Annotated in this window: 25 protein-coding genes; 16 read left to right on the top strand and 9 right to left on the bottom strand. The window is 64.9% G+C overall.

The features are described 5' to 3' along the window. The first annotated feature begins 17 nt into the window (after positions 1 to 17). Positions 18 to 986 (top strand): MBL fold metallo-hydrolase, encoded by a 969-nt coding sequence (locus K359_RS0123065; RefSeq protein ID WP_029081456.1) that lies wholly within the window; start codon positions 18 to 20, stop codon positions 984 to 986. Here K359_RS0123065 and K359_RS0123060 read toward each other — a convergent pair. Next, positions 971 to 2,173: a multidrug effflux MFS transporter gene (locus tag K359_RS0123060; RefSeq protein ID WP_371261178.1), complete on the bottom strand. Its 1,203-nt coding sequence runs from the start codon at positions 2,171 to 2,173 to the stop codon at positions 971 to 973. The two genes, K359_RS0123065 and K359_RS0123060, sit on opposite strands and share 16 nt — an antisense overlap. A gap of 307 nt (positions 2,174 to 2,480) precedes the next feature. On the opposite strand from K359_RS0123060, the gene K359_RS0123055 reads away from it, so the two are divergent. Then, positions 2,481 to 3,815: an MFS transporter gene (locus tag K359_RS0123055; RefSeq protein WP_029081454.1), complete on the top strand. Its 1,335-nt coding sequence runs from the start codon at positions 2,481 to 2,483 to the stop codon at positions 3,813 to 3,815. Positions 3,816 to 3,914: 99 nt separating this feature from the next. Here K359_RS0123055 and K359_RS0123050 read toward each other — a convergent pair whose 3' ends face one another. From K359_RS0123050 to K359_RS0123035, 4 genes are all read right to left on the bottom strand, one after another. Next, positions 3,915 to 4,553, bottom strand: a complete 639-nt coding sequence (locus K359_RS0123050) for an aspartate/glutamate racemase family protein (RefSeq protein WP_029081453.1) — start codon at positions 4,551 to 4,553, stop codon at positions 3,915 to 3,917. A 210-nt stretch (positions 4,554 to 4,763) separates the two neighbouring features. Then, on the bottom strand, positions 4,764 to 5,774 hold the full coding sequence (locus K359_RS0123045) for an amino acid ABC transporter substrate-binding protein (protein WP_035976927.1): 1,011 nt from the start codon (positions 5,772 to 5,774) through the stop codon (positions 4,764 to 4,766). A gap of 84 nt (positions 5,775 to 5,858) precedes the next feature. Further along, the gene (locus tag K359_RS0123040) at positions 5,859 to 7,214 is read right to left on the bottom strand and encodes an aspartate aminotransferase family protein (RefSeq protein ID WP_029081451.1); all 1,356 of its coding nucleotides are present in this window, start codon (positions 7,212 to 7,214) and stop codon (positions 5,859 to 5,861) included. A gap of 5 nt (positions 7,215 to 7,219) precedes the next feature. Then, on the bottom strand, positions 7,220 to 8,095 hold the full coding sequence (locus K359_RS0123035; protein WP_029081450.1) for a MurR/RpiR family transcriptional regulator: 876 nt from the start codon (positions 8,093 to 8,095) through the stop codon (positions 7,220 to 7,222). Positions 8,096 to 8,201: 106 nt separating this feature from the next. Between K359_RS0123035 and K359_RS0123030 the strand changes: the two genes are divergently transcribed. From K359_RS0123030 to K359_RS52710, 5 genes are all read left to right on the top strand, one after another. Beyond that, positions 8,202 to 9,389: an amino acid ABC transporter permease gene (locus tag K359_RS0123030; protein ID WP_029081449.1), complete on the top strand. Its 1,188-nt coding sequence runs from the start codon at positions 8,202 to 8,204 to the stop codon at positions 9,387 to 9,389. Between the two features lies 1 nt (position 9,390). Beyond that, the gene (locus K359_RS0123025) at positions 9,391 to 10,512 is read left to right on the top strand and encodes an amino acid ABC transporter permease (RefSeq protein WP_029081448.1); all 1,122 of its coding nucleotides are present in this window, start codon (positions 9,391 to 9,393) and stop codon (positions 10,510 to 10,512) included. A gap of 141 nt (positions 10,513 to 10,653) precedes the next feature. Continuing rightward, a complete protein-coding gene (locus tag K359_RS0123020; RefSeq protein ID WP_156928628.1) occupies positions 10,654 to 11,580 on the top strand; it encodes a hypothetical protein in 927 nt (308 codons plus the stop codon). A gap of 398 nt (positions 11,581 to 11,978) precedes the next feature. Next, the gene (locus K359_RS52715) at positions 11,979 to 12,773 is read left to right on the top strand and encodes a FadR/GntR family transcriptional regulator (protein WP_051346305.1); all 795 of its coding nucleotides are present in this window, start codon (positions 11,979 to 11,981) and stop codon (positions 12,771 to 12,773) included. Then, positions 12,751 to 14,238, top strand: a complete 1,488-nt coding sequence (locus K359_RS52710) for an amidase family protein (protein ID WP_051346303.1) — start codon at positions 12,751 to 12,753, stop codon at positions 14,236 to 14,238. The genes K359_RS52715 and K359_RS52710 overlap by 23 nt, the downstream gene beginning before the upstream one ends. 1,121 nt (positions 14,239 to 15,359) lie before the next feature. Here the strand turns inward: K359_RS52710 and K359_RS61435 are convergent. Continuing rightward, positions 15,360 to 15,575, bottom strand: coding sequence for a hypothetical protein (locus tag K359_RS61435; RefSeq protein ID WP_156928627.1), 216 nt, complete (start codon positions 15,573 to 15,575; stop codon positions 15,360 to 15,362). Positions 15,576 to 15,649: 74 nt separating this feature from the next. Here K359_RS61435 and K359_RS0123005 point away from each other — a divergent pair, with 74 nt between their 5' ends. The 9 genes from K359_RS0123005 to hemC all read left to right on the top strand — a co-directional run bounded on the left by K359_RS0123005 (position 15,650) and on the right by hemC (position 23,100). Continuing rightward, positions 15,650 to 16,402: a hypothetical protein gene (locus K359_RS0123005; RefSeq protein ID WP_029081446.1), complete on the top strand. Its 753-nt coding sequence runs from the start codon at positions 15,650 to 15,652 to the stop codon at positions 16,400 to 16,402. 124 nt (positions 16,403 to 16,526) lie between these two features. Beyond that, positions 16,527 to 18,119: an NAD(P)/FAD-dependent oxidoreductase gene (locus K359_RS0123000; protein ID WP_035976926.1), complete on the top strand. Its 1,593-nt coding sequence runs from the start codon at positions 16,527 to 16,529 to the stop codon at positions 18,117 to 18,119. Positions 18,120 to 18,121: 2 nt separating this feature from the next. Next, positions 18,122 to 18,532, top strand: a complete 411-nt coding sequence (locus K359_RS0122995; protein ID WP_245284696.1) for a cytochrome c — start codon at positions 18,122 to 18,124, stop codon at positions 18,530 to 18,532. Positions 18,533 to 18,547: 15 nt separating this feature from the next. Further along, positions 18,548 to 19,036: a Rid family hydrolase gene (locus K359_RS0122990; RefSeq protein WP_029081443.1), complete on the top strand. Its 489-nt coding sequence runs from the start codon at positions 18,548 to 18,550 to the stop codon at positions 19,034 to 19,036. A 127-nt stretch (positions 19,037 to 19,163) separates the two neighbouring features. Next, positions 19,164 to 20,108, top strand: coding sequence for a M20/M25/M40 family metallo-hydrolase (locus K359_RS52705; RefSeq protein ID WP_245284695.1), 945 nt, complete (start codon positions 19,164 to 19,166; stop codon positions 20,106 to 20,108). After that, positions 20,086 to 20,586: a M20/M25/M40 family metallo-hydrolase gene (locus K359_RS64525; RefSeq protein ID WP_245284694.1), complete on the top strand. Its 501-nt coding sequence runs from the start codon at positions 20,086 to 20,088 to the stop codon at positions 20,584 to 20,586. The genes K359_RS52705 and K359_RS64525 overlap by 23 nt, the downstream gene beginning before the upstream one ends. Continuing rightward, complete coding sequence (locus K359_RS0122980; protein ID WP_029081442.1) at positions 20,586 to 21,404, top strand: aspartate dehydrogenase; 819 nt, start codon at positions 20,586 to 20,588, stop codon at positions 21,402 to 21,404. Before K359_RS64525 ends, K359_RS0122980 begins: the two co-directional genes overlap by 1 nt. Continuing rightward, positions 21,404 to 22,024 (top strand): bifunctional nicotinamidase/pyrazinamidase, encoded by a 621-nt coding sequence (gene pncA / locus K359_RS0122975; RefSeq protein WP_029081441.1) that lies wholly within the window; start codon positions 21,404 to 21,406, stop codon positions 22,022 to 22,024. Before K359_RS0122980 ends, pncA begins: the two co-directional genes overlap by 1 nt. 65 nt (positions 22,025 to 22,089) lie before the next feature. After that, entirely contained in the window at positions 22,090 to 23,100 is a 1,011-nt protein-coding gene (hemC, locus tag K359_RS0122970) for a hydroxymethylbilane synthase (protein ID WP_051346301.1), read from the top strand. 8 nt (positions 23,101 to 23,108) lie between these two features. Here the strand turns inward: hemC and K359_RS0122965 are convergent, their stop codons facing one another. Genes K359_RS0122965 through K359_RS0122955 form a run of 3 tightly spaced genes read right to left on the bottom strand, consistent with a single transcriptional unit; the run spans position 23,109 to position 25,653 of the window. Beyond that, the gene (locus K359_RS0122965; RefSeq protein ID WP_029081439.1) at positions 23,109 to 23,798 is read right to left on the bottom strand and encodes a DUF1045 domain-containing protein; all 690 of its coding nucleotides are present in this window, start codon (positions 23,796 to 23,798) and stop codon (positions 23,109 to 23,111) included. A 20-nt stretch (positions 23,799 to 23,818) separates the two neighbouring features. Continuing rightward, positions 23,819 to 24,991 (bottom strand): alpha-D-ribose 1-methylphosphonate 5-triphosphate diphosphatase, encoded by a 1,173-nt coding sequence (locus K359_RS0122960; protein ID WP_029081438.1) that lies wholly within the window; start codon positions 24,989 to 24,991, stop codon positions 23,819 to 23,821. Then, the gene (locus tag K359_RS0122955; protein WP_029081437.1) at positions 24,988 to 25,653 is read right to left on the bottom strand and encodes a chloramphenicol acetyltransferase; all 666 of its coding nucleotides are present in this window, start codon (positions 25,651 to 25,653) and stop codon (positions 24,988 to 24,990) included. Before K359_RS0122955 ends, K359_RS0122960 begins: the two co-directional genes overlap by 4 nt. Positions 25,654 to 25,834: the final 181 nt, after the last annotated feature.

The raw sequence follows: 25,834 nt of genomic DNA, 5'->3' as shown, positions 1-25,834 counted from the left end.
CGCGACAGGGGATTCCGATGGGTTCACAGCATGGACAGCTGATCTCGCGCCGCCACTTCTGTCTTTGCTGCACAAGCGCAGCTCTGGCCGCCACCAGTGGTTGGCTCACACCGCGCCAAGCCTACGCGGAGGCGCGTGGGCTCGTTACCCTCATTAAGGACAGTGCGGCAGCTTCGCCAATAACCACACACAAGTTGCGCGGAAACGTGACTGTACTCGAGGGCTCCGGCGGCAACATTGCCGTGTTGTCAGACCCAGACGGGAAGTTGCTTGTCGACGCAGGAATTAGTGTCTCTCGGCCGCAGCTCAGCAAAGCACTGTCCGGTCTAGGCCCCGATCCCGTGACACACTTGATCAACACTCATTGGCACTTCGATCACGCCAGCGGAAACGATTGGCTGCACTCGGTCGGCGCCAAGATCATTGCCCACGAGAACACCCGCAAACATCTTTCCGAGGTTCAGCGAGTGGAAGACTGGGACTACAATTTCCTGCCGTCACCGGCTGGCGCGATACCCAGTGAGGTCATTAGCGCAAACCACGCATTCAAATTCAACGGGGCATCCATCGAGTTGAAGCCTTACAAGCCCGCCCACACGGATGGCGATCTGTCGGTCACGTTCGGGGAAGCCGATATACTTCACGTAGGCGACACGTACTGGAACGGAATTTACCCCTTCATCGACTATTCGACGGGCGGGAGCATCGATGGAATGATTGCCGCATCGGACGCAAACCTGGGCATGGCAACGGAAAACACCGTGATCATTCCTGGACACGGAAAGCCGATCAGCAATAGATCGGAGCTCAGGGCTTTTCGCGACATGCTTGTCGACGTCAGAAACAATGTCGCGGCGTTGAAGAAGGAAGGCCGTAGTCTGGAAGAGACGGTCGCTGCCAAACCGACGGCCGCTTACGACGAAAAGTGGGGCCGGTTCGTGATCGATCCGCCCTTCTTCACAAGGCTCGTCTACGACGGTGTGTGATGATGCGGCCGGAACATCCGGCCCTTTTCCGTTACCAGCACCACGGCGAGCGCGGCCAGCGTGCAGAGGAAGAAGCCGGTCGCGAACGGCAGCAAGGTGCCGTCGTAATCCTGGCCGATCGTGGTGCCGATGCCGATCCCGAGCAGGGTGGTGATGGTGCCGTAGAGCGACGACGCAGTGCCGGCAATCTTGCCCTGCGGCTCCATCGCGAGCGCGGTGAAGTTCGCCATCATCAGCCCGAACGCGAACATCATCAGGCCGGCCAGCACCATGAACAGCGGCAGGGACAGCGTGTCGGTCTTTACCGCGAGCAGCAGCGCGCCGGCGACGACGGCAAAGCCGGTCAGCGCGGCGTGCGAGATCACCCGCATGCCGATGCGGCCGACGATGCGCGAATTGAGAAAGCCGGCGATCGCGACGCCGACCGCGCAAGCCGCGAAGGCAACCGGGAAGTAATGGCCGAGCTTGAAGACCTCGGTGAAGATCTGCTGCGAGGAGAACACGAAGGCGAACAGCGAGCCCTGCACGCCGCCGGCGGCGAGCGCGTAGCCGAGCGTGGTGCGGTTCGTGATGGTCTGGCGGAACGCGGAGAGCACGTCGGGGATCGCCAGCGACTTGCGCAGCTCCAGCGGCAGTGTCTCCGGCATCCGCAGCGCGCTCCAGGCCAGTGCGATCACGCCATAGATCATCAAGAGCACGAAGATGCCGCGCCAGTGCGTCAGCAGCATCACCGCCTGGCCGAATGACGGCGCGATCACGGGCACCGCGATGAACACCATCATCGCCAGCGACATCACGCTCGCCATGCGCCGTCCGGCGTAGCAGTCGCGCACGATCGAGGTTGCGATCACGCGGGTTGCCGCGGTGCCGAGCCCTTGCAGCGCGCGCGCCAGCAGCAGCGTCTCGAACGAGGGCGCCATGATCGCGAGCAGGCCGGCGATGGTGTAGACGGTCATGCCGCCGAGCAGCACCGGGCGGCGGCCGAAACGGTCCGACAGCGGGCCCATCACGAACTGGCCGACGCCGAAGCCGACCAGGAAGATCGACAGCACCATCTGCGGACGGTTGGCGTCGGCGATCTGGAACGCGGAGCGGATGTTCGGCAGCGCCGGCAGCATCATGTCCATCGCCAGCGGGTTCAACGCCATGATGGATGCAATGACGACGACGAATTCGGGAAAGCCCATCGGGCGGTGGCCTGAAGAAACCCAGGCATCGGCATTGATGTCAGACACTTAGCAACCTCTTGGGAATCTTGGCATCGTAGCAATCTTGCTGCGGTGCACAATCGGCGTTTCGGGATGGCTGCCCGCCGATCGCGGGTGAGGTAGCCAGGTCCGGGAACCGGCAATGTTGTCGAATATCGTTGCGAATGCAACTATTTTGCTCGTCCCCGGCAAGAAGCTCTGCTATCCCGGGTCCAACATCCGTGCGGGGCAGGTGCATCGCGGCCGGTCACGCCCGCGTGGACAAGAACGGTATTGGGGAGGCCACATGTCCATCGAACTATCCGCGCGCTCGCGCGGCGCTGAACTGTCGGAGGAGGAGCGCAAGGTCCTCACCGCAACGCTCGTCGGCACCACGATCGAGTGGTACGATTTCTTCGTCTACGCCCAGGCGGCGGGCCTGGTGTTCGGCGCGCTGTTCTTCGCGCCGATGAACGCGAACAATCCGCTGCTGGCGCAGATCGTGTCGTTTGCGACGCTCGGCCTGTCATTCCTGTTCCGCCCGTTAGGGGCCATCGTCTGCGGCCATCTCGGCGATCGCTTCGGGCGCAAGAACATGCTCGTCGTCACGCTGCTGTTGATGGGAGCTGCGACCGCACTGGTCGGCCTGCTGCCGACCTATGCGCAGATCGGCGCCTGGGCGCCGGCACTCCTTATTCTTCTCCGCATCCTGCAGGGCTTCTCGGCCGGCGGCGAGTGGGGCGGCGCGGCGCTGATGGCGGTGGAATCGGCCCCGCGCGACCGGCGCAGCTTCTTCGGCTCGTTTCCGCAGATCGGCACGCCGCTCGGCATGATCCTGGCGACCGGCGCGTTGTGGGTGCTGACCGCGACGCTCGGCAAGCAGGCGATGATCGAATGGGGCTGGCGGATTCCGTTCCTGCTGTCGATCCTGTTGATCGTGGTCGGCATTGTGATCCGCCGTACCGTCGAGGAATCCCCGGTGTTCAAGGCGATGCAGCGCCGGCACAAGGAATCCTCGGCGCCGCTCAAGGAGCTGATGCGCAATCACAGCAGGGAAATCCTGCGCACCGCGTTGATCTTCATGGCCAACAATGCGGCCGGCTACATCCTGATCGCGTTCATCATCAGCTACGGCACCAACACGCTGAAGATGCCGTCGGAGCAGTTGCTGCTGATCGGTACGCTGGCCGCGGTGAGCTGGTTCATCTTCACGCTGCTCGGCGGCATCCTCGGCGACAAAATCGGCCGCGTGCGCTGCTTCCAGATCGGCTACACCCTGATGGTGCTGTGGGCCGTGCCGATGTGGTTTTTGATCGACAGCAAGAACCTGCTGCTGTTCTTCATCAGCGCCGTCGGCCTCACCATCGCGCTGGGTCTATCCTATGGCCCGCAGGCGGCGCTTTATGCCGAGCTGTTTCCGGCCAAGGTGCGCTACTCCGGCGTCTCGATCGGCTACGCGCTTGGCGCCATCTTCGGCGGCGCCTTCGCGCCGATGATCGCGCAATGGATCATCGGCACCTACGGCGAGTCCTGGCGCGTCGGCGTCTATATCGGGGGGCTGGCGCTGATCTCGCTGATCACGGTGTCGACGATCAAGGATCCGCAAGGCGTCGATTTGAACGTGAGTGACGCGGGCGGGTAGGCAATCACAGCTCTGTAGGGTGGGTTAGCCGAAGGCGTAACCCACCGACTGCTCGACGAGAAGATGGTGGACTACGCTTCGCTAATCCACCCTACGGAGCTACGCAGTCACGCCCAGCATCGCCTTCAGCTTCTTGACCGCGCTGTCGGGTGTCGTCAGCACCTCGCGGCCGGTGGATTCAGCGACGCGTTCGGCTGCGGGTGCCATGCTGTACTGGGCGAGCGCGATCAGATCGCAGTCGCGCAAATCCCTGGACGCCTCGACCACGATGCGGTCGTGCTCGGCGCGGTCGCCGCGGTCGAGCGCCGCCAGCGCGCCTTCGGCGAGTTTTGGCACCAGCGTCACCGACGCGGGAAATTCCGGCGGCATCGACGCCAGCGTCGGCGGGAAGGTCGAGAGCAGGCCAATGCGTTTTCCCCTCGCCACCGCCTGCTCGATCATGGCCTCGTTCGGCTTCAGCACCGGCATCGGCGTGTGCTCGCGCGCGACCGCCTCGATGCAGGGCCCGAACGCCGAGCAGGTGAACAGGATGCCGTTGGCGCCGGTGCTGACCGCGTAGCGGCCGATGGTGAGGAAGCGCTCGGTCATGCGCTCGTTAAGCTTGCCGTCGCGCGCGAGATCGGCCGACAGGCTGTCGTCGAGCAGGTTCATCAGCCGCGCCTCCGGCCAATGCTTTGCGAATGACGCCTCGATCGGAACGATCGAATGCTTCAGGGCGTGAATCAGGGTGATGCGCATCGGGTTGTTACCGCCTCTTCTCCTCTCCCTCGCCCCGCCCTTCGCGGGGAGAGGGCAGGGGTGAGGGGCTCTATCGTGGCAACAGGTGTGGGAAGGATAAGCGGAAGCTCCCCCGCACCCGTCATTCAAGCTGCGCTTGAATGACGACCTCTCCCCGCATCCGCCTTCGCCAGGGCTTCGGCGGACAGGGGCGGGGAGAGGTGACTTCGCCTACTTGAACGGGATCGCGTACATTAACCCGCCCTTGCTCCAGGTGGCGTTCAACCCACGCTCGAGCTTCAGCGGACTTGCCTTGCCGACATTGCGCTCGAAAATCTCGCCGTAATTGCCGCCGGCCTTGATCGACGCGACCAGCCATTTGTTGTCGAGGCCGAGCCGCGAACCAAGATCGCCGGAGACGCCGAGCAGGCGCTGGATCGCCGGGGTCTGCGACTTCGTCATCTCGTCGGCATTGGCCTGGGTGACGCCGAGCTCCTCGGCCTCGACCAGGCCGTAATGCAGCCAGGTGATGATGTCGCTCCAGACCTCGTCGCCGTTGCGGGTGAACGGGCCGAGCGGCTCCTTGCTGATGGTCTGCGGCAGCACGACGTAATCGTCGGCCTTCGGCGCAGCGGTTGCGACCGCGCCGGCGAGCGCGGAGGCGTCCTGGGTCATGGCATCGCAGCGGCCGCCGAAGAAGGCCTGGTACATGGTGTCGGGCCGGTCGAACACCAGCGGCTTCCAGTCGATGCTGTTGGCGCGGCCGTAGTCGCCGAGCGTCACCTCATGCGTGGTGCCCTGCGCAACGCAGACCGTGGCGCCCTTGAGGTCCTTCACCTCCTTCACGCCGAGGTCCTTCTTCACCACAAAGCCCTGGCCGTCGTAGAAATTGACCGGGCCCTGGCGCAGCCCGAGCGTGGTGCCGCGCAGGTAGGTCTGCGTCGAGTTGCGGTAGAGCACGTCGATCTCGCCGGATTGCAGCGCGGTGAAGCGGTTCTGTGCGGTCAGCGCCACAAAGCGCACCTTGGCGGGATCGCTGAGCACGCCGGCGGCAAGCGCGCGGCAATAGTCGACGTCGAGGCCCTTGAAGTTGCCCTGCGAGTCCGGCGCCGAGAAACCGGCAAAGCCGGTCGAGACGCCGCACACCAGCGTGCCGCGCTGCTTGACGGTGTCGAGCGTCGCCGCGCTTGCGCCCGTGATGCCTGCGGCGAGAACGGTTGCAGTGATCAATCCTCTGTACATCTTACTCCTCCCTCCTGTTTGAGCATGATCCATGCGCAAACGCTTCGCGTTTGTCGCGGGAAAACCGGTGCCCACTTTTCCGGATCATGCTCCGTGACCGACATCTTTCAACGCGCTGTCTACCGCAGCCCCTAACCTTTCGACGATCATGTCGATGTCGCCGGGCGTTGCGATATAGGGCGGGGCGAGCAGCACGTGGTCGCCGCGCTGGCCGTCGGCGGTGCCGCCCGAGGGATAGCAGCCGAGGCCACCGGCGAAGGCCGCAGACTTGATCCGCTGATGCAGCTTCAGCTTGGGATCGAACGGCTGCCGGGTGCCGCGGTCCGCGACCAGCTCGATCGCCCAGAACAGGCCGCGGCCCCTGATGTCGCCGATATGGCGATGATTGCCGAAACGTTCGACGAGGCGTTGCTCGAGCTGCCTGCCGCGCGCCTTGACCTGGTCGAGCAGCTTTTCCTCAGCAATCGTCTTCTGCACCTCGAGCGCGGCGGCGCAGGCGAGCGGATGCGCCAGATAAGTGTGGCCATGCTGGAACGCGCCGGAGCCGTCGCGCACGGTGTCGACGATGGTGCCGCTCGCAAGCATCGCGCCGATCGGCTGATAGCCGCCACCGAGACCCTTGGCGACCGCCTGGATGTCGGGCGAGATGCCTTCCTGCTCCCACGCATGCAGCGTGCCGGTGCGGCCCATGCCGCACATCACCTCGTCGAGGATCAACAGCGCGCCGTGGCGGTTGCAGATCTCGCGCACCGCCTTGAAGTAGCCCTCGGGGGCCGGCACGCAGCCGGCGGTGGCGCCGACCACGGGCTCGGCGATGAAGGCTGCGACGGTGTCGGGGCCGAGCCGCTGGAATTCGGCCTCGAGTTCGGCGGCGAGCCGGCCGACGAACGCGGCCTCCGACTCATCGTCGCGCTGCTCGTGATAGGCGAAAGCGGGCGTGACATGGCTGAACGACGGCGACAGCAGCGGCGCGTAGGGCTCGCGGCGCCAGGCATTGCCGCCGGCCGACAGCGCGCCGAGCGTGTTGCCGTGATAGCTCTGGCGGCGTGCGATGAAGCGGGCGCGCTTCGGCTCGCCGCGCTCGATAAAATATTGCCGCGCCAGCTTGATCGAGGCCTCGATCGCCTCCGATCCGCCGCTGACGAAATAGACGTAAGAGAGACCGCCGGGCTCATGGCCGACCAGCCGCTCGGCGAGCTCTTCCGCCGGCGCGGAGGAGAAGAAGCCGGTATGGGCATAGGCGAGGGTCGAGGCCTGCTTGGCGATCGCGGCGAGAATGCGCGGATGCTGATGGCCGAGACAGGAGACCGCGGCGCCGCCGGACGAGTCGAGAATACGGCGGCCATCCTCCGCGATCAGAAACACGCCGTCGCCGCCGATTGCTTTCGGCGGGGTCTCGCGCAGGCTGCGATGCATCACGCGGCTCTTGGGGGCGGCCATGACACTCATCCTTTCTCGGCAAAATATTGCGACATTTCGGCAAGCCGGCCCTCGGTCTCCTCCAGCTTGCGTTTTGCCCCTGCGCCGCCCAGCGTGAAGCTGACGGCGGCGAGCGACTGCGCCACCGCGATCGCGCCGGTAAGGCTCGGGAAGAAGCCGGGCGAGGCGGCGGCCTCGAACAGCAAAAGATGATCGGCGCCTTCTGCCATCGGTGCGCTGATGGTATCGGCGATCGCGATCAGCGTGGCGCGCGCCTGATGCGCTGCGCGCGCGGTCTCGACGCTTATCAGCGTGTAGGGCGCAAAGCCGATCACGACCACGGCGTCATCGGCGCGGAAGGCGCCATGGTCGAGATCGAACGGGCCGGAACCGCCGACCAGCTGCACGGCGTCGGGGCGGAACAGGCGAAGCTGATAGGTCAGGAGTTCCGCGACGCTGCGGCAGCTGCGAAAGCCCGTGATCCAGATCCGGTTGGCCGCATGCAGCGCGCGCGCGGCGTCCGCAATCGCACTCGCGGAAATGCGCGCAAGTCCCGCCGCTTCCGCCTCCAACTTGTCGTGCACCAGCCGGACATCGGCATTCGGCCCGGCGCGGCGGCTTTTGGCGCGGCCGGAGAACGGCGAACCCTGCGCCGGCCGTCGCGCCTCGGTGAGCGCGGCGCGCAATTCGTCCCAGCCGGAATAGCCGAGCGCCTTGGCAAGACGGGTGAAGGAGGCGGGGTCCGCGCCCGCGACGGATGCGAGATCGCGCATCGAGCGGGTGGTGGCGTCGTAGTCGTTGGCTGCGACAAACCGCCCGACCTCCTGCAACCGCATTGGCAGCGATGGCAGCGCGCTGCACAATTCGTTCAGGGGCGATGGTTTCGGCTGAGCCTGGGCCATGAAACATATGTTGCATGAATCCAGATTTGGTGCAACATATGAAGTGCGCAGCCCCGAATACGCTCTTGCGCATGGCAGAAGATCGCTTCTCAGAGGATCCTGTGCTGTGACGACATCGACGCCGAAACGCCCTCCCACACGTCCCTGGCAGCTTTCGCTCGGCGATCCCCGCGTCGCCGGCCTGTTCTGGCAGATCCTGGTGGTCGCCATCGCGGTCGCCATCGTCGCCTTCCTGTGGTCGAACGCGCTGCATAATCTCTCGGTGCGCCGCATCTCGACCGGCTTCGCCTTCCTCGGCCGTGAGGCCGGCATGCCGATCGCCGACAGCTGGATCGACTACACGCCGAAGAACAATTATCTGCGCGCCTTCATCGTCGGCGTCGTCAACACGCTGCGCGTCGCGGTGATCGGCATCGTGCTTGCGACCGTGATCGGTACGCTGGTCGGCATCGCGCGGCTGTCGTCGAACTGGCTGCTGGCGCGGCTCGCCGCTGTCTATGTCGAGGTGCTGCGCGACCTGCCGCTCTTGCTGCAGCTGCTGTTCTGGTACGTGCTGATGCAGGGCCTGCCGGCGGCGCGCCAGGCGTGGAAGCCGGTCGAGGGCGTCTATCTCTCCAATCGCGGCCTGATCCTGCCGTCGGTCCCGCTGCACGAGGCCAATCTGTGGACGATCCTCGCGGTCGTCACCGGCCTCGTCGTGTTCTATCTCGTCCGGCGCCGCCTGATCGCGCAGCAGATGCAGGACGGCAAGGCGCGGCCGGCCTTGCCTTACGCGCTCGGCCTCGTCGTCGCGCTGCCGGCGCTGCTGTCGTGGCTTCTGGGCGCGAGCTGGAGCATCACGCTGCCGGAGTTGCGCGGCTTCAATTTCGTCGGCGGGCTGACTTTGGCGCCGGAATATTTTGCGCTACTGATCGCGCTCGTCACCTACACATCGGCCTTCATCGCCGAGATCGTGCGCAGCGGCATCCAGGCGGTGCCGCGCGGGCAGTCGGATGCCGCCAAAGCGCTCGGGCTGAAGCGCAGTTTTGTCTTGCAACACATCGTGCTGCCGCAGGCGCTGCGCGTCATCATCCCGCCGATGACCAGCCAGTATCTCAACCTGACGAAAAATTCCTCGCTCGCGGTCGCGGTCGGCTACCAGGACATCGTCTCGATCGCCAATACCACGCTGAACCAGACCGGGCAGGCGATCGAGTCGATCGCGCTGATCATGATGGTGTTCCTCACCATCAGCCTTGGTATCAGCCTGTTCATGAACTGGTACAATGCGCGGATCGCGCTGGTGGAGCGCTGACATGAGCTCGGTCGCCCACCTTCCGCAGGATCCGCTTCCGATCGGCCCGCGGCCCGCGCCACGGGCGCTTGGCGGTCAGTTCACCGCGTGGCTGCGCGCCAATCTGTTCCCCTCCATCCCGTCTGGTATCGTGACCCTGCTGCTGCTGTTCGTGCTCGGCAAGGCCTGCATCAGCCTCTGGCAGTGGGGCATTGCGAACGCGGTGTGGATCGTCCCCGGCAACGACAGCAGCGCCTGCCGCGCGCTGCGCGGCGTCGGCGCCTGCTGGGCGGTGATCCCCGAAAAATACCGCTTCGTCCTGTTCGGCACCTATCCGTTCGACGAGCAGTGGCGGCCGGCGCTCGTCGTCGTGATCTTCATCGCGCTGTTCGTGGTCTCGAGCCGCCGCAGTTTTTGGCGCAAGGAGCTGTTCCTGCTGTGGGCCGCGGCGCTGATCGTGATTGGATGCCTGATGTGGGGCGGCTTCCTTGGTCTCAGCTTTGTCACGCAGGACCGCTGGGGCGGGCTGCCGGTGACGCTGATCCTCGCGACCTTCGGGCTCGCCTTCGGCTTCCCGCTCGGGATTCTCGTCGCGCTCGGCCGCCGCTCGAAGCTGCCGGCGATCCGTTCGCTCTGCGTGCTCTATGTCGAATTGATCCGCGGCGTGCCGCTGATCAGCCTGTTGTTCATGGCGAGCGTGATGTTCCCGCTGTTCATGCCCGACGGCGTCAACATCGACAAATTGCTGCGCGCGCAGATCGCCTTCATCCTCTATGCCGGCGCCTATCTCGCCGAAGTGGTGCGCGGCGGCCTCCAGGCGGTGCCGCGCGGGCAGTATGAGGCGGCCGATGCGCTCGGCCTGTCCTATTGGGAGAAGAATGCGCTGATCGTGCTGCCGCAGGCGATCCGCCACGTCATCCCGCCGCTGGTTAACACCTTCATCGCCTTCTTCAAGGACACCAGCCTTGTCCTGATCATCGGCATCTTCGACTTGCTCACGACCGCCAAGACCGCGATCGTCGATCCGGCCTGGCAGGCGTTCAGCGTCGAGGTCTATGTGTTCGTAGGCGTGATCTGCTTCGTGTTCTGCTTTGCGATGTCGCGCTACAGCCGCGGCCTTGAGGCGCAGCGCACCTCCGGCTGAGGCCGTGATCACGTTCGAGCGCGAAGCCTCGACCGGATAAGCTTGAGAAAGTGGAAAACATCTCCGTGAGTGCATGAACCCCGGCCGTGGCAACTTGCACTCATGTGGTGCGATCACGCAGCTCATGAGGAGATCGATGCCATGGCGCCCCCGAAACGCTCGCCTCATCCAATCGAGCGACCGCCAAAAGGCATGGCCGTCCCGCGCAATTGGGGATTGATGCAAGGCGGCATTCCCTACCGGCCGCACGGCCCTGTCCGACCGGGAGATACCCGGCCTCAGGAAGACTGGTACACCGTCGCTGAGAAGTTCAGTGTCGGAGTCAAGGAGCTGATCTATTTCAACTTCATGACCGACGACCCCGATGTCGTGAATTGGTACCTCAAACGCTATGTGGGATGCGTTAAAGTTAGCCCCAGCGGCAACAACTGGATGTTCAGCAATTCGGCCAACCCCGGTATCATCTACATCCCGCCCGCCGATCATGATCCGATCGATTTCGAGGCCGAGGATATCTGCGTCTGGACTCCAAACGATGCGAAGACGTTTCTGATGCGCCTGTTTGCGCTTGCGCAGGGCATGAAGGGCTACAAGGGGCAGCGCATCAAGAAGCTTGTGCAAGTGATCCTGAATGCTGGATATCCGGCGTGCCTGGACCTCTGGTACTACAACGATATGGTCATATCGGTGTATGTCGACATCAAGGAAGGCAACGCCAAGCGCCGCGAGATGATCAAGGCGACGCGTGGCGCGTTCCCGTTCAGTGGAGAGTCGGGTGTCTACGGGCAGCAGGGCAGCGAAGAGCGCCATCGCGGCATGTGGCAAATCCATCCGGTCAGAAGCCTGTTCACCGACTCTTGCGGCGCTTTCAATGCTCAGGCCATGAAGGACCGCCTGGAAAGTATCGACGAGGAAATGTACAGGGGCTGGCACGAGCTCGATATGGTATCCGCCAAGTCAAGCCAGGGCGGCGGCAGTGCCTTCGGAGAGATGGTCTGGGACTTCATCAACCATGTGAGACTGTTGTCGGAAGACGAGAAGCACCTTTACTGGGCGTTTTCACAATAGCGGCCCATCGCTCGCCTGCCGCAACCATGCCGGCGCCTGTCTCACCGAAGTCGTGCGCGGCGGATTGCAGGCGGTGCCGCGCGTACCAAACAAGGCGGGAGACGCGCCCGGGCTGTCCTGCCGGGAGAAGCACGCGCTGATCGACGCGCCCAGAGTATGCAGGGCGATCGCACAAGACATCAGGGCGTTGGCGTGGTGTTCCGTATCCGTCATGGTCGGGCATAGCCGTCCGAAGGATGACGTCGCTTCCGCTCGCCTGTATCCCGGCCATCCACCTGTTTTCCCGCTGCGGCCGCCAAGACGTGGATGCCCGGGCCGAGCCCGGGCATGACGGGGTGAGGGGGCGGGCGATCAAAGCCCCCTTGCCAAGCCGTCCCGGACCTATTTATGATCATAAAATGGATAAATCGGCTTTACCCTCCCTCGACCCCTCCCGGCGCGCCTCGATCAAGCGCAAGCGCTCGGACGCCGTCGCCGACCTGATCCGCAGCCACATCTTCCAGGCCGGGTTGCAGCCCAACGACCGGCTGCCGCAGGAGGGTGAGCTGATCGAGATGTTCGGCTGCAGCCGCTCGACCATCCGCGAGGCGCTCAAGTCGCTCGAGGTGCAGGGGCTGGTGCAGAACACCACCGGGCCCGGCGGCGGCGCACGGGTGGCGCCGGTGTCGATCAACCGGATCGTCGGCCTGCTCAGCAACTACTTCTATTTCCAGTCGATCAACGCCGCGCAGATCTACCAGATCCGCCGTCTGATCGAGCCGGAGCTCGCCTCCAGCGTGGTCGGCCACCTCACCGCGGAGCATTTCGCCGCGCTGGAAAAGGCGATCGCGGTTCAGGAGCATCATCCCGGCGGCATCGCGGACTGGGAGCACCACCGCCATGCCGAGATCGATTTCCACGACATCCTGATCGAGGCCTGTCCCAACCCTCTGCTCGGCCTGATGTGCCGGTTCGTCAACGAGGCGATCCGCCATCTGATCAGCAAGCTCGGTGCGCAGGAATTCGCATCGAGCTTCACCTGCGAGAACATCGAGTTTCACAAGCGCCTGATGGCCGCGTTCCGCTCCGGCAACGCCGCGCGCGCAAGGCGCGTGATGCTCGACCATGTGCTGAGCGCCGAGGCGGTGGTCGTCCCCGCGGAAGACCGGCGCATGGATCAACCAGTCTTTTATGAGCCCTTGCGGCTCGACTGAACCAACCATCAAGAAACAAGCGGAGGAACGACACGTGACGAACGCACCCATTTGGCAATGGTCCGCCGTGGAGACGGCTGCGGCGATCAGGAACGGCGAGGCGACCTCGGAGCAGGTCGTCCGCGCTCACCTCGACCGCATGCACGAGGCCAACTCGGCGCTCAACGCCGTCGTCGTCGATCTCGGTGCTGCGGCGCTGCAGGCGGCGAAGGCCGCGGATGAGGCGCTGGCTATCAGCAAGCGTCAGGGTAACGCCGTCGGACCGCTGCACGGCGTGCCGGTTACGATCAAGATCAACATCGACGTCGAGGGACAGGCCAATTCGAACGGCGTTGTCGCCTTCAAGGACAACATCGCGCCGGGCGATTCGCCGGTGACGGCCAATCTCAGGAAGGCCGGCGCCGTGATCATCGGTCTGACCAACACGCCGGAATTCTCGCTGCGCGGCTTCACCGACAATCCGCTGCACGGCCTGACGCGCAATCCCTGGAACGCGGATGTGACCTGCGGCGGATCCTCGGGCGGCGCCGGCGCCTCGATCGCCGCCGGCATCGGCACCATCGCGCATGGCAACGACATCGGCGGCTCGTTGCGCTGGCCGGCGCATTGCAACGGCATCGCCACCATCAAGCCGACCCAGGGCCGCATTCCGGCGTTCAATCCGAGCGCGACCGCGGAGCGGCCGCTGATGGCGCAGTTCATGTCGTCGCAGGGACCCCTCGCGCGCCATGTCGCCGACGTCCGTCTCGGCCTCGAGGTGATGGCACAGCGCGATCCGCGCGATCCCTGGTTCGTGCCGGCGCCGCTGACGGGGCCGAGGCCCGCGGTGCCGGTCAAGGTCGCGCTCGCAAAAATCCCTGAGGACATGGCGACCGATCGCGGCGTGATCGCGCTTCAGCGCAAGGCGGCCGATCATCTGGCTGACGCCGGCTATGCGGTCAGCGAGGTCGAGGTCCCCGACCTCAACAAGGTCTGGCAGCTCTGGTGCGACCTGATCATGACCGAGGTCCGCGTGTTGCAGCAGGACCAGATGCTGGCGACCACCAGCGCCGACTTCCAGAAGTCGTTCCGCGGCTTCATCGCGATGGCCAGCCCGCTCGACCAGGCCGGCTACATGAAGGCGATCGCCGAACGCTCGCGCCACATCAGGAACTGGATGACGTTCCTCGAACAATATCCGCTGGTGCTGATGCCGACCACGGTGCGCAAGACGCCTGAGGTCAATGCCGATCTCGGCGGCGATCAGCGTGTCAAGGACTTGTTCTGGAACGACCTCCGCTTCATTTCATCGATGAACGTGCTCGGTCTGCCGGCCGCCGTGGTGCCGGTCGGCCTGCACGAGGGATTGCCGGTCGGCGTCCAGATCGTCGGCTCGCGCTATCGCGAGGACATGTGTCTCGATGCCGCCGAGGCGATCGAGCGCAAGGCCGGGATTCTGACACGGCAATTGTGGGAGCGGCGCTGATCGCTCCTCAATCTCTCCGCATGAATGGACTCTGCGGTCGACGCTATCGCGTCGCTTCCAAGTGATGGTGAGGTGAGCACGCCTCTCGGGCTCCCTCCCCACGCAACCGGGGTCTACCCCGGTTGCGCATGATTGATTTACGCAAGTCGGGCAAGCCCGACTTGCGTTGGGGGAGGGTTGGGGAGAGGGGTGGCCCCGGGAGTGATGCAAGAGATCAGCATCGTTGCATCAACGCCGCGCGGGCGCGGGGAAGCGATGTCCCTCCATTAACAACGGAGCAAGTGGCACCCCTCTCCCTAACCCTCTCCCGCAAGGGGAGAGGGAACCCTTCCGCTGGTGTCTCCCTCACACGCCAATCACTGAGTTGCCCGACGGGCAACTCAGCAAAAACCTGTCAATACTCGTGAATAAAAATATTTCGCTTTATCAGAAATTTACTTCAGTGTATGGTTCGCCCGTCTCACCCGATACGGGGGCGCTTCGCGGTCGTCACGAACGCGGTGTGGGATGCGGTGGACGCGGAGCGTGTGACTGACGAGAGCACGCGAAGCGGACGGTGAAGTCGTGTGGTCCTGACACCTAGCGGCAGGTGTCTCGTCGCAACACGCGAAGGCGTGATGCGGGGGCGGTGACAAGCAAGCCCAGTCTCGCCGGGGAGAGCACGAAGTAAGCCGTAGCCCATCGCGCAGGGAAAGCCGGATTGCTCCGGTTACACCTGTGGTCCTACCCCCGTGCTTTCTACCTTTTGCACGGGACCCATGGGTGCGATCGGCACCCGGCTTTCCCTGCGCCCTCTGCTAGAGGAGAGGGCGGAACGAGAAGCAAAGCTCGGGCAATCATGTCGCGAGAATGCGGATGTTTGACTCACAGGCTGTGTCACACATTCACCGTCGTCCCGGCGAAGGCCGGGACCCATAACCACCGATGCTGCTTGTCGCGCAACGCTGGTACGACGAGTACCGTTCACAACATCCGCCGCGGCGTATGGGTCCCGGCCTGCGCCGGGACGACGCCTGGGAAGGAGCCGGGCTCCCATTCTCCCCGGTGCAGGCCTGTGAAAGCGGGCGATCCAGTACGCCGGGGCCTCTCGGCTCAAGCACAGGTGTCTCTGGAATACTGGATCACCCGCTTTCGCGGGTGATGACACCGTGTTGTTTGACATCCATAATCGAGAGTATTCTCCATTGCGCGACACACTCAGTGTCGTCCTTGCGAAAGCCAGGATCCATTACCCCAAATCTCAATTGCTGCGCGACGCCGGTGCCGCGATCCCGCTCATCATTGAAGGCGGTGGTTATGGGTCCTGGCTTTCGCCAGGATGACAGCGGTGATGACATCGCGCTGTTCCCGAGTATCCTCCATCGCTCGACGTTATCGTGACGACCGCATCCACCTCACATCCAGAGGCAACATGACCAGCACCATCGAGGCTCCCGACAGCGGCTACCGTTTCATGCCCGGCGTCAGTCAATATTCCTGCGGCATCGGCGCGCTGCCGGGTTTTGCGATCGAGCGCGTCAGGTTCTCGGAGCCGGTGCCGTTGAGCGCGGGCTTTGACAGGATCGCAGACATCCTCAAGTCCGCGGGCCGTCCGCTCACCGCATTCGGTGCCTGCGAACTGCGCTCGCCGGCGCCGTTCACCGAGGACGGGTTCAAGGCCTTCAACGAAATCTACATCAAGACCCTGATCGAATGGGGCGTGATGCGCGACGGCGTCAATCCGGTGGCGCGCAGCAATGTCTGTCCGAAGCTCGATCCGCCCGGCGAGCCGTCGTTCCACGCCTTCTGCTACACGGTGCCGGCTGCGAAGGACGCGCCGTCGAGCTTCGTCGTGGCCGGCAGCGGCGAGTCGGTCGAGGGCAAGGCCAATTATCGCGACCACACCATCGCCCTCGGCGACACCAGTCCGGCCGGCATCCTGGCGAAGGCGAAATTCGTGGCTAACGAGATGGAACGCCGGATGAGCGCGTTCGGCGGCGCCTGGCAGGACACCACCGCCGTGCAACTCTATACCGTCCACGACGCCTATCCGGTGCTCGAAAGCGAGCTCGGCCGCCGCGGCGTGCTGCGCAACGGCTTAACCTGGCATTTCGACCGGCCGCCGGTGATTGGGCTTGACTTTGAAATGGATTGCCGGCGCGTGCATCGCGAGCGCGTGGTGTGATGCATCGATCACCTGCTGCATCAAAAGCGCGTGTGGGTGCATGGCGAAGCGTGTGGCTTTCCTTGACACGGATCGCGTCAACCGTTTCCCTTCGCCATCGAAATCAGCGGCTGGGTGAACGCGGGTGCAGAACGAATCTGTGATCAGGCGGCGGGATCTGCTCGCGCTGATCGGCACCATCGCCGGCAGTTCGGCGATGTATCACGCGATGACGAGCCTCGGCTTCGCGTCCGAGTCCGCCTACAAGGGGCCGCTCAAGCTCGCGGGCGATGTGAAGGGCGCCTCGGTGCTGATCCTCGGTGCCGGGCTTGCCGGCATGACGGCGGCGCTGGAACTGCGCAAGGCCGGCTACAAGGTCCAGATACTCGAATTCAACAACCGCCCCGGCGGCCGCAACTGGTCGATCCGCGGCGGCGACAGCTTTACCGAGCTCGGCGGCTTCAAGCAGACCTGCCAGTTCGAGCAGGGGCTCTATCTCAATCCCGGCCCGTGGCGAATTCCCTATCATCATCGTGCGCTGCTCGATTACTGCCGCCGGCTCAACGTGACGCTGGAACCCTTCCTTCAGCTCAACCACAACGCCTATCTGCACGCGACGCGCGCATTCGACGGCAAGCCGCAGCGCTTCCGCAGCATCAAGGCGGATTTCCAGGGCCAGGTGTCGGAGCTGCTTGCGAAAGTCACCCAGCAGGGCAGGCTCGACGAGATCGTCACCAAGGAAGATCAGGAGATATTGCTGCAGGCGATGCGCGACTGGGGCGCGCTGGACCGTGACTACAAGTACAATGCCAACCTGGTCTCGGCCGAGTTCCGCGGCTATACGCGCGATCCCGGCGGCGGCCTGATGGAGGATCCGCTGCCGAGCGACCCGATCTCGCTGCAGGAGCTGTTGCGGTCGCGGATGTGGCGCTATCTGCAGAGCTATGCGCGCTACGATTTCCAGACCACCATGTTCCAGCCGGTCGGCGGCATGGACATGATCGGCAAGGCGTTCGCGCGCGAGGTCGGCGATCTCATCCGCTACAACGCCAAGGTCACGCAGATCCAGCAGAACGGCTCCGGCGTCACCGTGAGCTATGTCGATACAGCCAGTCCTTCCACGGTGCAGCAGGCGACCGCCGACTGGTGCATCTGCACCATCCCGCTGCCGATCCTGAGCCAGCTGCCGCTCGATGTCAGCGGGCCGATGAAGAACGCGATCGATTCGGTGCCCTATGCCGCCTCGGTGAAGATCGGGTTGCAGTTCAAGCGGCGGTTCTGGGAGGAGGATGAGGCGATCTATGGCGGCATCAGCTACACCGACCTGCCGATCCGGCAGATCGGCTATCCGAATTATGGCTTCAACCGCGGCGGACGCGGTGTCCTGCTCGGCGGCTACATGTATGGAGGCGCCAATTCCTTCGAGTTCACCGCGATGACGCCGGCCGAGCGCGTCGCGAGTGCCGTCGAGTTCGGCGCCAAGATCCACCCGCAGTACAAAAGCGAATTCGAGAACGGCGTCGCGGTGGCCTGGCATCGTGTGCCGTTCACGCTCGGCTGTGCCGGCGAATGGACCGACGCCGGGCGCGCGCAGCATTACCGCAATCTCTGCCAGATCGACGGCCGCATCGCGCTGGCGGGTGAGCACGCCTCGCAACTGCCGGCCTGGCAGGAAGGCGCGATCCTGTCCGCGCTCGACGCCATCAGCCGATTGCACGAACGCGTGGTGAAGACGTGATGATGCGTACCAGCATATCGGCGGTTGCCGCGTTGACGCTGCTGTCCGCCACCGTGGCGGTGGGGCAGGATAACGCCACGGGCAAGCGCACCTTCTCCTCGGGCTACCGTTTCGTGGAGATGACCGGCGAGGAGCTGTTCGGCAATGTCTGCCAGGGCTGCCACATGCCGGATGCCACAGGCGCAAGCGGCGCCGGCACTTATCCGGCACTCGCCAGCAACAAGAATCTCGAATCCGCCAGCTATCCGATCTTCCTTGTCGTCAATGGCCGCCGCGGCATGCCGGGGTTCGGCGACATGATGACCGATGGTCAGGTCGCCGCCGTTGTGAATTATCTGCGGACGCACTTCGGCAACACCTATCAGGACGCGGTGACGGCCAAGGATGTCCAGGACGCCCGCCCTAACAAATAATTCGGGGAGAGTTTGATGAAAGTCACAGGTATCCTGTTGGGCGCCGCGCTGTTGGCGGCGGCGAGCGCTGCCTCGGCTGACGTGATCAGGCATCCGATTCCCAATTCGACGTTCCCGATCGCGCAGGCGGTCACCGTCACCGGCAACACCACGACCGTCTATGTCAGCGGCCAGGTGCCGCCGGTCGCCAACAAGGATGCCGATCCGTCGAGCCCGCAGGCCTATGGCGATACCAAGACCCAGACCGTCGGCGTGCTCAATCGCATCAAGAGCATCCTGGAGGGCCAGGGGCTTGGCTTGGGCGACGTCGTCAAGATGCAGGTGTTCTTGGTGCACAACGCGTCAGCGCCGATGGACTTCAAGGCCTTCATGGAGGGCTACACCCAGTTCTTCGGCGGCAGCCAGCCCAACCTGCCGGCGCGCTCGGTGGTCGGCGTCGCCGCGCTCGCCAATCCCGGCTTCCTGGTCGAGATCGAGGTGATCGCGGCCAAGGATGCCAAATAAGGACTTCAAATGGCGTGCGCGAAACTCCGGAGCATGCGCGCGGAAATTGAAGGGCTCGCCGTCTTGCCAAAGCGCGTGTCGCCTGTCTGAATTCGCTCCTGAGACGATGGAATTCTGGGAGAGCACGATGTCGCACAAGGCCCGAAACATGGTTCGATCGCTGCAGCTCGCAGCAGCACTTGGTCCCGTCCTCCTGCTCGCAACCGGCGTCGCGGCGCAGGGGCTGACCGAGCAGCAGCAGTTTGCCCGCGGCATCTATCAGGAACTGGTCGAGATCAACACCACCACCGCGACCGGCGATACCCAGAAGGCGGCGGAGGCGATGGGCGCGCGGCTCCGCGCGGCGGGCTTCTCTGAGGCCGACGTGCACGTGTTCTCGCCGGCGCCGCACAAGGGCAATCTGGTGGCGCGGCTGCCAGGCTCCGGCGCGCGCAAGCCGATCCTCCTGGTTGCCCATCTCGACGTCGTCCCCGCCCTCCGTGAGGACTGGACGGTCGATCCGTTCAAGCTGACCGAGCAGGACGGCTATTTCTATGGCCGCGGCTCCAGCGACGACAAGTTCATGGCGTCGGCCTTCATCACCAACCTGATCCGCTACAAGAAGGAGGGCTACAAGCCCGACCGCGACATCATCGTCGCGCTCGAGACCGACGAGGAGATCCTCGATGCCAACGGCCTCGGCATGCAGTGGCTGATCAAGAACCACCGTAACCTGATCGACGCCGAATTCGCGCTCAACGAAGGCGGCGGCGTCGGCCTCAAGAATGGCAAGGCGATCCGCAACAGCGTACAGACCAGCGAGAAGGTTTCGGTCGGCTACCGGCTCACGGTGAAGGATCGCGGCGGCCACTCATCGCTGCCGCGCAAGGACAACGCGATCTACCACCTCGCCGAGGGCCTCGTCCGGCTCTCCAATTACAGCTTCCCGATGAATCTCAACGAGACCACGCGGGCCTATTTTGCAAAGACCGCCGAAGCAGACAAGTCGCATGCCGACGATATCAAGGCGATCCTGGCCTCGCAGCCCGACCTGGCGGGCGCTGGCGCGATTGTCGGAAAATCCCGGGTATAATGCGCAGCTTCGCACCACCTGCGTCGCGACCATGCTCGAGGGCGGCCACGCCATCAACGCGCTGCCGCAGCTTGCGACCGCCAAGGTGAACTGCCGGATCCTGCCCGGCGAGCCGGTCGACGGCGTCCAGGCGACGATCGAGCGCGTGCTCGCCGACAAGCAGATCGAGGTGACCCCGACCGGCAAGGCCGTGCTGAGCCCACCGTCGCCGCTGAACGAGGAGGTGATGGGATCGATCGAGAAGCTGTCGAAGGAGTTCTGGCCGAATGCCGAAATCGTCCCTACCATGAGCACCGGCGCGACCGACGGCAGCTATCTGCGCAATGCGGGGATTCCGACCTATGGTCATTCCGGGCTCGGCGCCGATGTCGATGATAACCGGAACCATGGCAAGGACGAGCGCGTGCTGGTCAAGTCGTTCTACGAGGGCGAGGAGTATCTCTATCGTCTGGTCAAGATGCTCGCCGGCGGAAAATGATGGCTGACGGCAAGACAAGGCTGCGGGTGGCGGTCGCCGGCCTCGGCGCGATCGGCACTGACGTCGTCAAGGCGCTCGATCAGGGTATCGAGGGCCTGACCTTGGTTGCGGTGTCGGCGAACAGTCCGGACAAGCACCGCGGCTGGGTCGCGGAGCTCAACTCTGCGCCGAAGCTGGTGCCGATCGACGGGCTCGCCGATGTCGCCGACATCGTGGTCGAGTGCGCGCCGAGCAAGCTGGTGCGCTCGATCGTGGCGCCGGTGGTAGCGCGCGGCAAGACCGCGGTCGTGCTCAGCGTCGGCGCGCTGTTGCAGAATGAGGACCTCGTCGATCTCGCCCGGGCCCATGGCGGCCAGATCATCGTGCCGACCGGCGCGCTGATCGGGCTCGATGCGGTGACTGCGGCGGCGATCGGGACCATTCATTCGGCCAGGCTGGTGACGCGGAAGCCGGTCGCGGGGCTCGTCGGCGCGCCGCATCTGGTCGAGAACAACATTCAGATCGAAGGCATCACCGAGCCGCTGCGCATCTTCGAGGGCAGCGCGCGTGACGCCGCAAAGGGCTTTCCGGCCAATCTCAACGTCGCCGTGGCATTGTCGCTGGCCGGCATCGGGCCCGACCGCACAAGGGTAGAAATCTGGGCTGACCCGACGGTGACGCGCAACACCCATCGCATCGACGTCGATTCCGACTCGGCGCGGTTCTCGATGATGATCGAGAATATCCCCTCGGAGAACCCGAAGACCGGCCGCATCACCGCGCTGTCGGTGATCGCCTGCCTGCGCAAGCTGCGCGCGTCATTGCGGATCGGGACGTGATGAAGATTTTGCCCGACGATCTCTTCCTGATCATCGACGTGCAGAGCGATTTCTGCCCGGGCGGCGCGCTCGCGGTCGCCGACGGCGACGCCGTCGTGCCGGTGGTCAACCGGCTCGCCAGCCGCTTTGACCATGTCGTGCTGACCCAGGACTGGCACCCGGCGGGCCACAGCTCGTTTGCGACCTCGCACCTGGGCGCGGCACCGTTTTCCTCGATCGCCATGCCCTATGGGCCGCAGACGCTGTGGCCGGATCATTGCATCCAGGGCACCGCGGGCGCCCGGTTTCACCCCGACCTCGCAACCGACCGCGCCGAGCTCGTGATCCGCAAGGGCTTCCGCGGCGCGATCGATTCCTATTCGGCGTTCTTCGAGAACGACCGGACAACGCCGACCGGGCTCGCGGGCTATCTGCGCGAGCGCGACCTCAAGCGCGTCGTGATGGCCGGGCTCGCCACGGATTTCTGCGTGCAGTATTCGGCGCTCGACGCGCGGCGGCTCGGCTTCGAGACGGCGGTCGTGCTGTCGGGCTGCCGTGCCATCGACCTCGGCGGTTCGCTTGCCGCCGCCACCGCAGCGATGCGCGAGGCCGGCGTCACGCTTGTCGAGGAGATTGCCTGAGCGCGGCCGGCTAAGGGCGAAAACCGTTGTTTTGACTGGCCTTTTGTTCTAATCCCCAGCCGTTGATGTTGACGCGCAGCGGAGATTTCGTGTCGGGACAGGTTTTGCGGATAGGGACGCGCAAGAGCGCGATGGCGCTCGCGCAAACGGACGAGGTCGCGCGGCTGCTGCGCGCCTCGGCGCCCGACCTTGCCGTCGAGATCGTCAAGTTCGAGACCCGCGGCGACCAGGACCAGACCAGCAAGCTGCTGCGTCACGGCGGCAAGGGCGGCGCCTTCGTCGCCGAGATCCGCGAAGCGATGCGATCAGGCACGCTGCAGGCCGCGATGCATTCGCTGAAGGACGTGCCAGGCAATGAGGAGACGCCGGGTCTCGTCCTTGCCGCGATGCTGGCGCGTGATGCCGCCAATGACAGCCTCGTGCTGCGTCCCGGCCTGTCGCTGGATGCGTTTCGCGCCTCGCGCGGCAAGGGCTTCATGATCGGCACCAACGCCGTGCGCCGCGCCGCCTATCTGCGCCGGCTGTTTCCGGAAGCGACCGTGATCCATTATCGCGGCGCCGCCGACACGCGGGTGGCCAAGCTCGATCGCGGCGCCAAGCAGCGGCTGCCCGATGGCGGCGAGGTGGGGCCGGCGGACGCGCTGGTGATGGCGCGCTCCGGTCTCGAGCGCATCGGCATGACCGCGCGCATCGCGCATGATTTCTCGGTCGATGAGATGCTCCCCGCGGTCGGCCAGGGTATCGTCGCGGTCGAATGCGTCGAGACCGACTGGGCGACGCGTGCGCGGCTCGGGCGGATCGACAACGCGCCGTCGCGGCTCGCTGCCGAGGCCGAGCGCGAGGTGCTCTGGGTGCTCAACGGCCATTGCAATTCGCCGATCGCCGGCCACGCCACGCTTGCGGGAGCTGAGATGACGCTGCGCGCCTCGGTGCTCGACGAGGCCGGCGCCGGCTTCATCGAGGTGACGCGGCGCGGACCCGCGGACCGCCCGCGCGAACTCGGCCGCGCCGTCGGCATGGAGCTGCTCGCGAAGGGCGCCGCCGAGATCATCGCCCGCACCCGGGTCGAGGAATAGCGCCGCCGTTACGCCCGCAGCGGCCAGCTGCCGATGATGCGGAAGCGGGATGCGGCATCGGTCTGCTTGAACAGCGCGATGCGGTCGACTGCAAGTCTCGTGAGCTCGATCGCCGCGAACCGCTCGCGGAGCCGCGCCACGATCGGGCCGCGCCGCTCGTCGCTCAGCCGCCCGGTCAACGTCATGTGGAAGCGGAATTCCTCCATGACGTAGGGATAGCCCCAGCGGTCGAGATAGTCGCGCTGCCGCTCCGTGAGCCGTTCGGGCTTGCGCCGCGCGCGATCGTCCGGCCTCAGCGACGCGCGGAAGGCGTCGAATTCGGTGACGCAATCGGCGGCGAGCTGCTGGAGTTCGTCGGAGCGCTTCGCCGGGATCACGGCGATGAAGTCGCTGATGGCATCGACAACAGGCTCGATCACCGGAATGCGCCGCGCGCGGCCGGCAAAGGCGGCGCAGGCGTCGACAAGCTCGGCCTCGCTCCTGCCGTCGGCAAGCGCAGTCGGCGCCTTCAGCGTGGCGTGAAAGCCGTATTTGCGTGGGTCCTCCATGACCTCGCGCCAATCGGGCGCGACGCCATCGGGAAACGGCAGCTCGGCGTCCGACACGGCGTCATAGCCGAGCAGCGTCGACCCGAAGCGGTGCAGGGCGCTGTCGGGGGACGGCGCATAGTAGATCGCGTAGCGCGGAGTGGGGGCCATGGCAGCAGAATAGAGCCTGACTATGCCGCCGCAACCGTCTTGCGCGGCGCGAGCGTGTGAACGAGGCAGCTCGCATCCGCCAGATGCACCAGCCGTCCGGCTGATATCACGGCGACGATGCGCGGCCGCAGCGGCACCTTGTCGTCGACGATGACGATGTCGGCGCGGCGGCCTGCGGCCAGTATGCCGCGATCGGCGAGCCCTGCGGCGCGCGCCGGCGCCGACGAGATCAGGTCCCACGCCCTGGCGAGCGGCAGGATGCCGTCGGCGGCGAGGCGGAACGCTGCGAGCAGCTGCGCCGGATAATAATAGTCCGACGCCAGCACCGAGCAGAGGCCCTTGGCGATCATGTCAGACGCCTTGGTCCAGCCGGTGTGGCTGCCGCCGCGCACCACATTCGGCGCGCCGAACACGATGAAGTCATCAGCATCAGCGGCATCGCGCGCGGTCTCCTCGTTGACGGGGAATTCGGCAATGGCCGTGCCCAGCGCGCGAAACTCCCGACGCATCGCCGGGCTGTTGTCGTCATGCGAAAGCATACGGACATCAGCCGCGCGTGCTGCGGCAGCCAGTCGCGCGATCGAGGCCGGCACCTCTGGACGGCGCGCGACGACCCGGTCGATCAGCTCGTTGAAGGCCTCGAGCGAAAGCCCGGCGCGTTCGGCCGACTGGTTGCGCTTCTTCGGCTTGACGTTGCTGTGGTCGTTGAAGGCGAACAGGTCGATGCGGCCTTCTGTGAGCCATTGAATGATCTCGGGCTCGGCGTCGAGATTGTGGGTCTCATGACGCAGATGGAAGCGCGTATCGGCGGCGAGAAGCGGCCGCAGCGCCTCGATCGCATCGAGCAGCTTGCGCGCATTCTCCGCGCTGCGCAGGCCGGGCTCCCACGACCAGGTCGTGCCATGGAACACGGTGGTGATGCCGTTGGCGATCGCCTGCCGGTCGCTGTCGACAAGCGCGACGTCGGTCGGGAAGTCGACGTCCGGGCGCGGCATCATCTGCCGCTCGAACGCATCGCCGTGCAGATCGATGATGCCAGGCAGCACCAGGAACCCGCCGGCATTGATGTGGAGGGCGGCGCGGCCTTGTTCGGCGTCAAGCGCGCCGATATCGCGGCCCGCGGTCCGCAGCGAGGTCTCGACCAATGCGCCGTCAACCAGCGTGCGTCCGCCCTCGATGAAAATGTCGGTCACGATGCGGCACTCCGTTGTTTGGCCTGTGATTGGGATACGGCCTCGGCCTCATACTTGTCGAGGAATTCCTCCACCGCGAGCTTGCGAAAGTCGGGCAGGACACGGCGAAGCCTCTCGTGATCCCAGTCCCACCACGCCAGCGCAACGAGACGATCCGCGACCGCTTCGGAGAAGCGCCGCTTGACCGGCCGCGCCGGATTACCGGCAACGATGGTATAGGCGGGTACATCCTTGGTCACGATCGCGCCGGCGGCAATCACGGCGCCGGTTCCGATGTTGCGGCCCGGCAGCAGGATCGCGCCGTGACCGATCCAGACGTCATGGCCGATATGCACGTGATGCGCACGTCGCCAGTTGAAGAAGTCGGTGTCGTCGCTCTCGCCGGGAAAATAAGCGCTGGCGCGGTAGGTGAAATGCGCCTGCGTCGCGCGATGCATCGGGTGGTTGCCGGGATTGATCCGGGTCATCGCCGCGATCGAGCAGAATTTTCCGATCGAAGTGTAGGTGATCTGGCTGTCGTTCACGACGTAGGAATAGTCGTCCACGCTGACTTCAAGCAGGATCGTGCGCGCACCGACCTCGGTATATTTGCCGAGCTTGCTCTCGCGGACCGACGCAGTCGGGTCGACGGTCGGCACAACCGAGAGTGTTTTTCCGGCCATCAGGCCTCCGTAATTCTTGTAAATCTCTGGCTTCCGGGAGATGCGCGCTCGTCATCAGGATGCTTGATGACAACATCATGACGTCACGATGACGGCAAGAGAGCGGTGTGGACGATCGCCGCACCGCAACGTCACGTCACATAACTGTTAAACACCGGGGATAGCGATGGCCCAACACGGC

Source organism: Bradyrhizobium sp. th-b2 (assembly GCF_000426785.1).
Lineage (GTDB): Bacteria > Pseudomonadota > Alphaproteobacteria > Rhizobiales > Xanthobacteraceae > Bradyrhizobium > Bradyrhizobium septentrionale.
Note: the sequence above shows the minus strand (reverse complement) of the source record. Positions and strands in the feature narration are given on the sequence as shown.

Bases quoted from the DNA above. Each gene is read 5' to 3' on its own strand.
- K359_RS0123040 (WP_029081451.1), bottom strand. From the start codon at position 7,214: ATGGCCGCCCCCAAGAGCCGCGTGATGCATCGCAGCCTGCGCGAGACC.
- K359_RS0123005 (WP_029081446.1), top strand. From the start codon at position 15,650: ATGACCAGCACCATCGAGGCTCCCGACAGCGGCTACCGTTTCATGCCC.
- K359_RS0122995 (WP_245284696.1), top strand. From the start codon at position 18,122: ATGCGTACCAGCATATCGGCGGTTGCCGCGTTGACGCTGCTGTCCGCC.
- hemC (WP_051346301.1), top strand. From the start codon at position 22,090: ATGTTGACGCGCAGCGGAGATTTCGTGTCGGGACAGGTTTTGCGGATA.
- K359_RS0123055 (WP_029081454.1), top strand. From the start codon at position 2,481: ATGTCCATCGAACTATCCGCGCGCTCGCGCGGCGCTGAACTGTCGGAG.
- K359_RS0123020 (WP_156928628.1), top strand. From the start codon at position 10,654: ATGGCGCCCCCGAAACGCTCGCCTCATCCAATCGAGCGACCGCCAAAA.
- K359_RS52710 (WP_051346303.1), top strand. From the start codon at position 12,751: ATGAGCCCTTGCGGCTCGACTGAACCAACCATCAAGAAACAAGCGGAG.
- K359_RS52705 (WP_245284695.1), top strand. From the start codon at position 19,164: ATGTCGCACAAGGCCCGAAACATGGTTCGATCGCTGCAGCTCGCAGCA.
- K359_RS0123035 (WP_029081450.1), bottom strand. From the start codon at position 8,095: ATGGCCCAGGCTCAGCCGAAACCATCGCCCCTGAACGAATTGTGCAGC.
- pncA (WP_029081441.1), top strand. From the start codon at position 21,404: ATGAAGATTTTGCCCGACGATCTCTTCCTGATCATCGACGTGCAGAGC.
- K359_RS0122990 (WP_029081443.1), top strand. From the start codon at position 18,548: ATGAAAGTCACAGGTATCCTGTTGGGCGCCGCGCTGTTGGCGGCGGCG.
- K359_RS0122965 (WP_029081439.1), bottom strand. From the start codon at position 23,798: ATGGCCCCCACTCCGCGCTACGCGATCTACTATGCGCCGTCCCCCGAC.
- K359_RS0123060 (WP_371261178.1), bottom strand. From the start codon at position 2,173: ATGGGCTTTCCCGAATTCGTCGTCGTCATTGCATCCATCATGGCGTTG.
- K359_RS0122980 (WP_029081442.1), top strand. From the start codon at position 20,586: ATGGCTGACGGCAAGACAAGGCTGCGGGTGGCGGTCGCCGGCCTCGGC.
- K359_RS0122955 (WP_029081437.1), bottom strand. From the start codon at position 25,653: ATGGCCGGAAAAACACTCTCGGTTGTGCCGACCGTCGACCCGACTGCG.
- K359_RS0123065 (WP_029081456.1), top strand. From the start codon at position 18: ATGGGTTCACAGCATGGACAGCTGATCTCGCGCCGCCACTTCTGTCTT.
- K359_RS52715 (WP_051346305.1), top strand. From the start codon at position 11,979: ATGGATAAATCGGCTTTACCCTCCCTCGACCCCTCCCGGCGCGCCTCG.
- K359_RS61435 (WP_156928627.1), bottom strand. From the start codon at position 15,575: ATGTCATCACCGCTGTCATCCTGGCGAAAGCCAGGACCCATAACCACC.
- K359_RS0123050 (WP_029081453.1), bottom strand. From the start codon at position 4,553: ATGCGCATCACCCTGATTCACGCCCTGAAGCATTCGATCGTTCCGATC.
- K359_RS0123025 (WP_029081448.1), top strand. From the start codon at position 9,391: ATGAGCTCGGTCGCCCACCTTCCGCAGGATCCGCTTCCGATCGGCCCG.
- K359_RS0123045 (WP_035976927.1), bottom strand. From the start codon at position 5,774: ATGTACAGAGGATTGATCACTGCAACCGTTCTCGCCGCAGGCATCACG.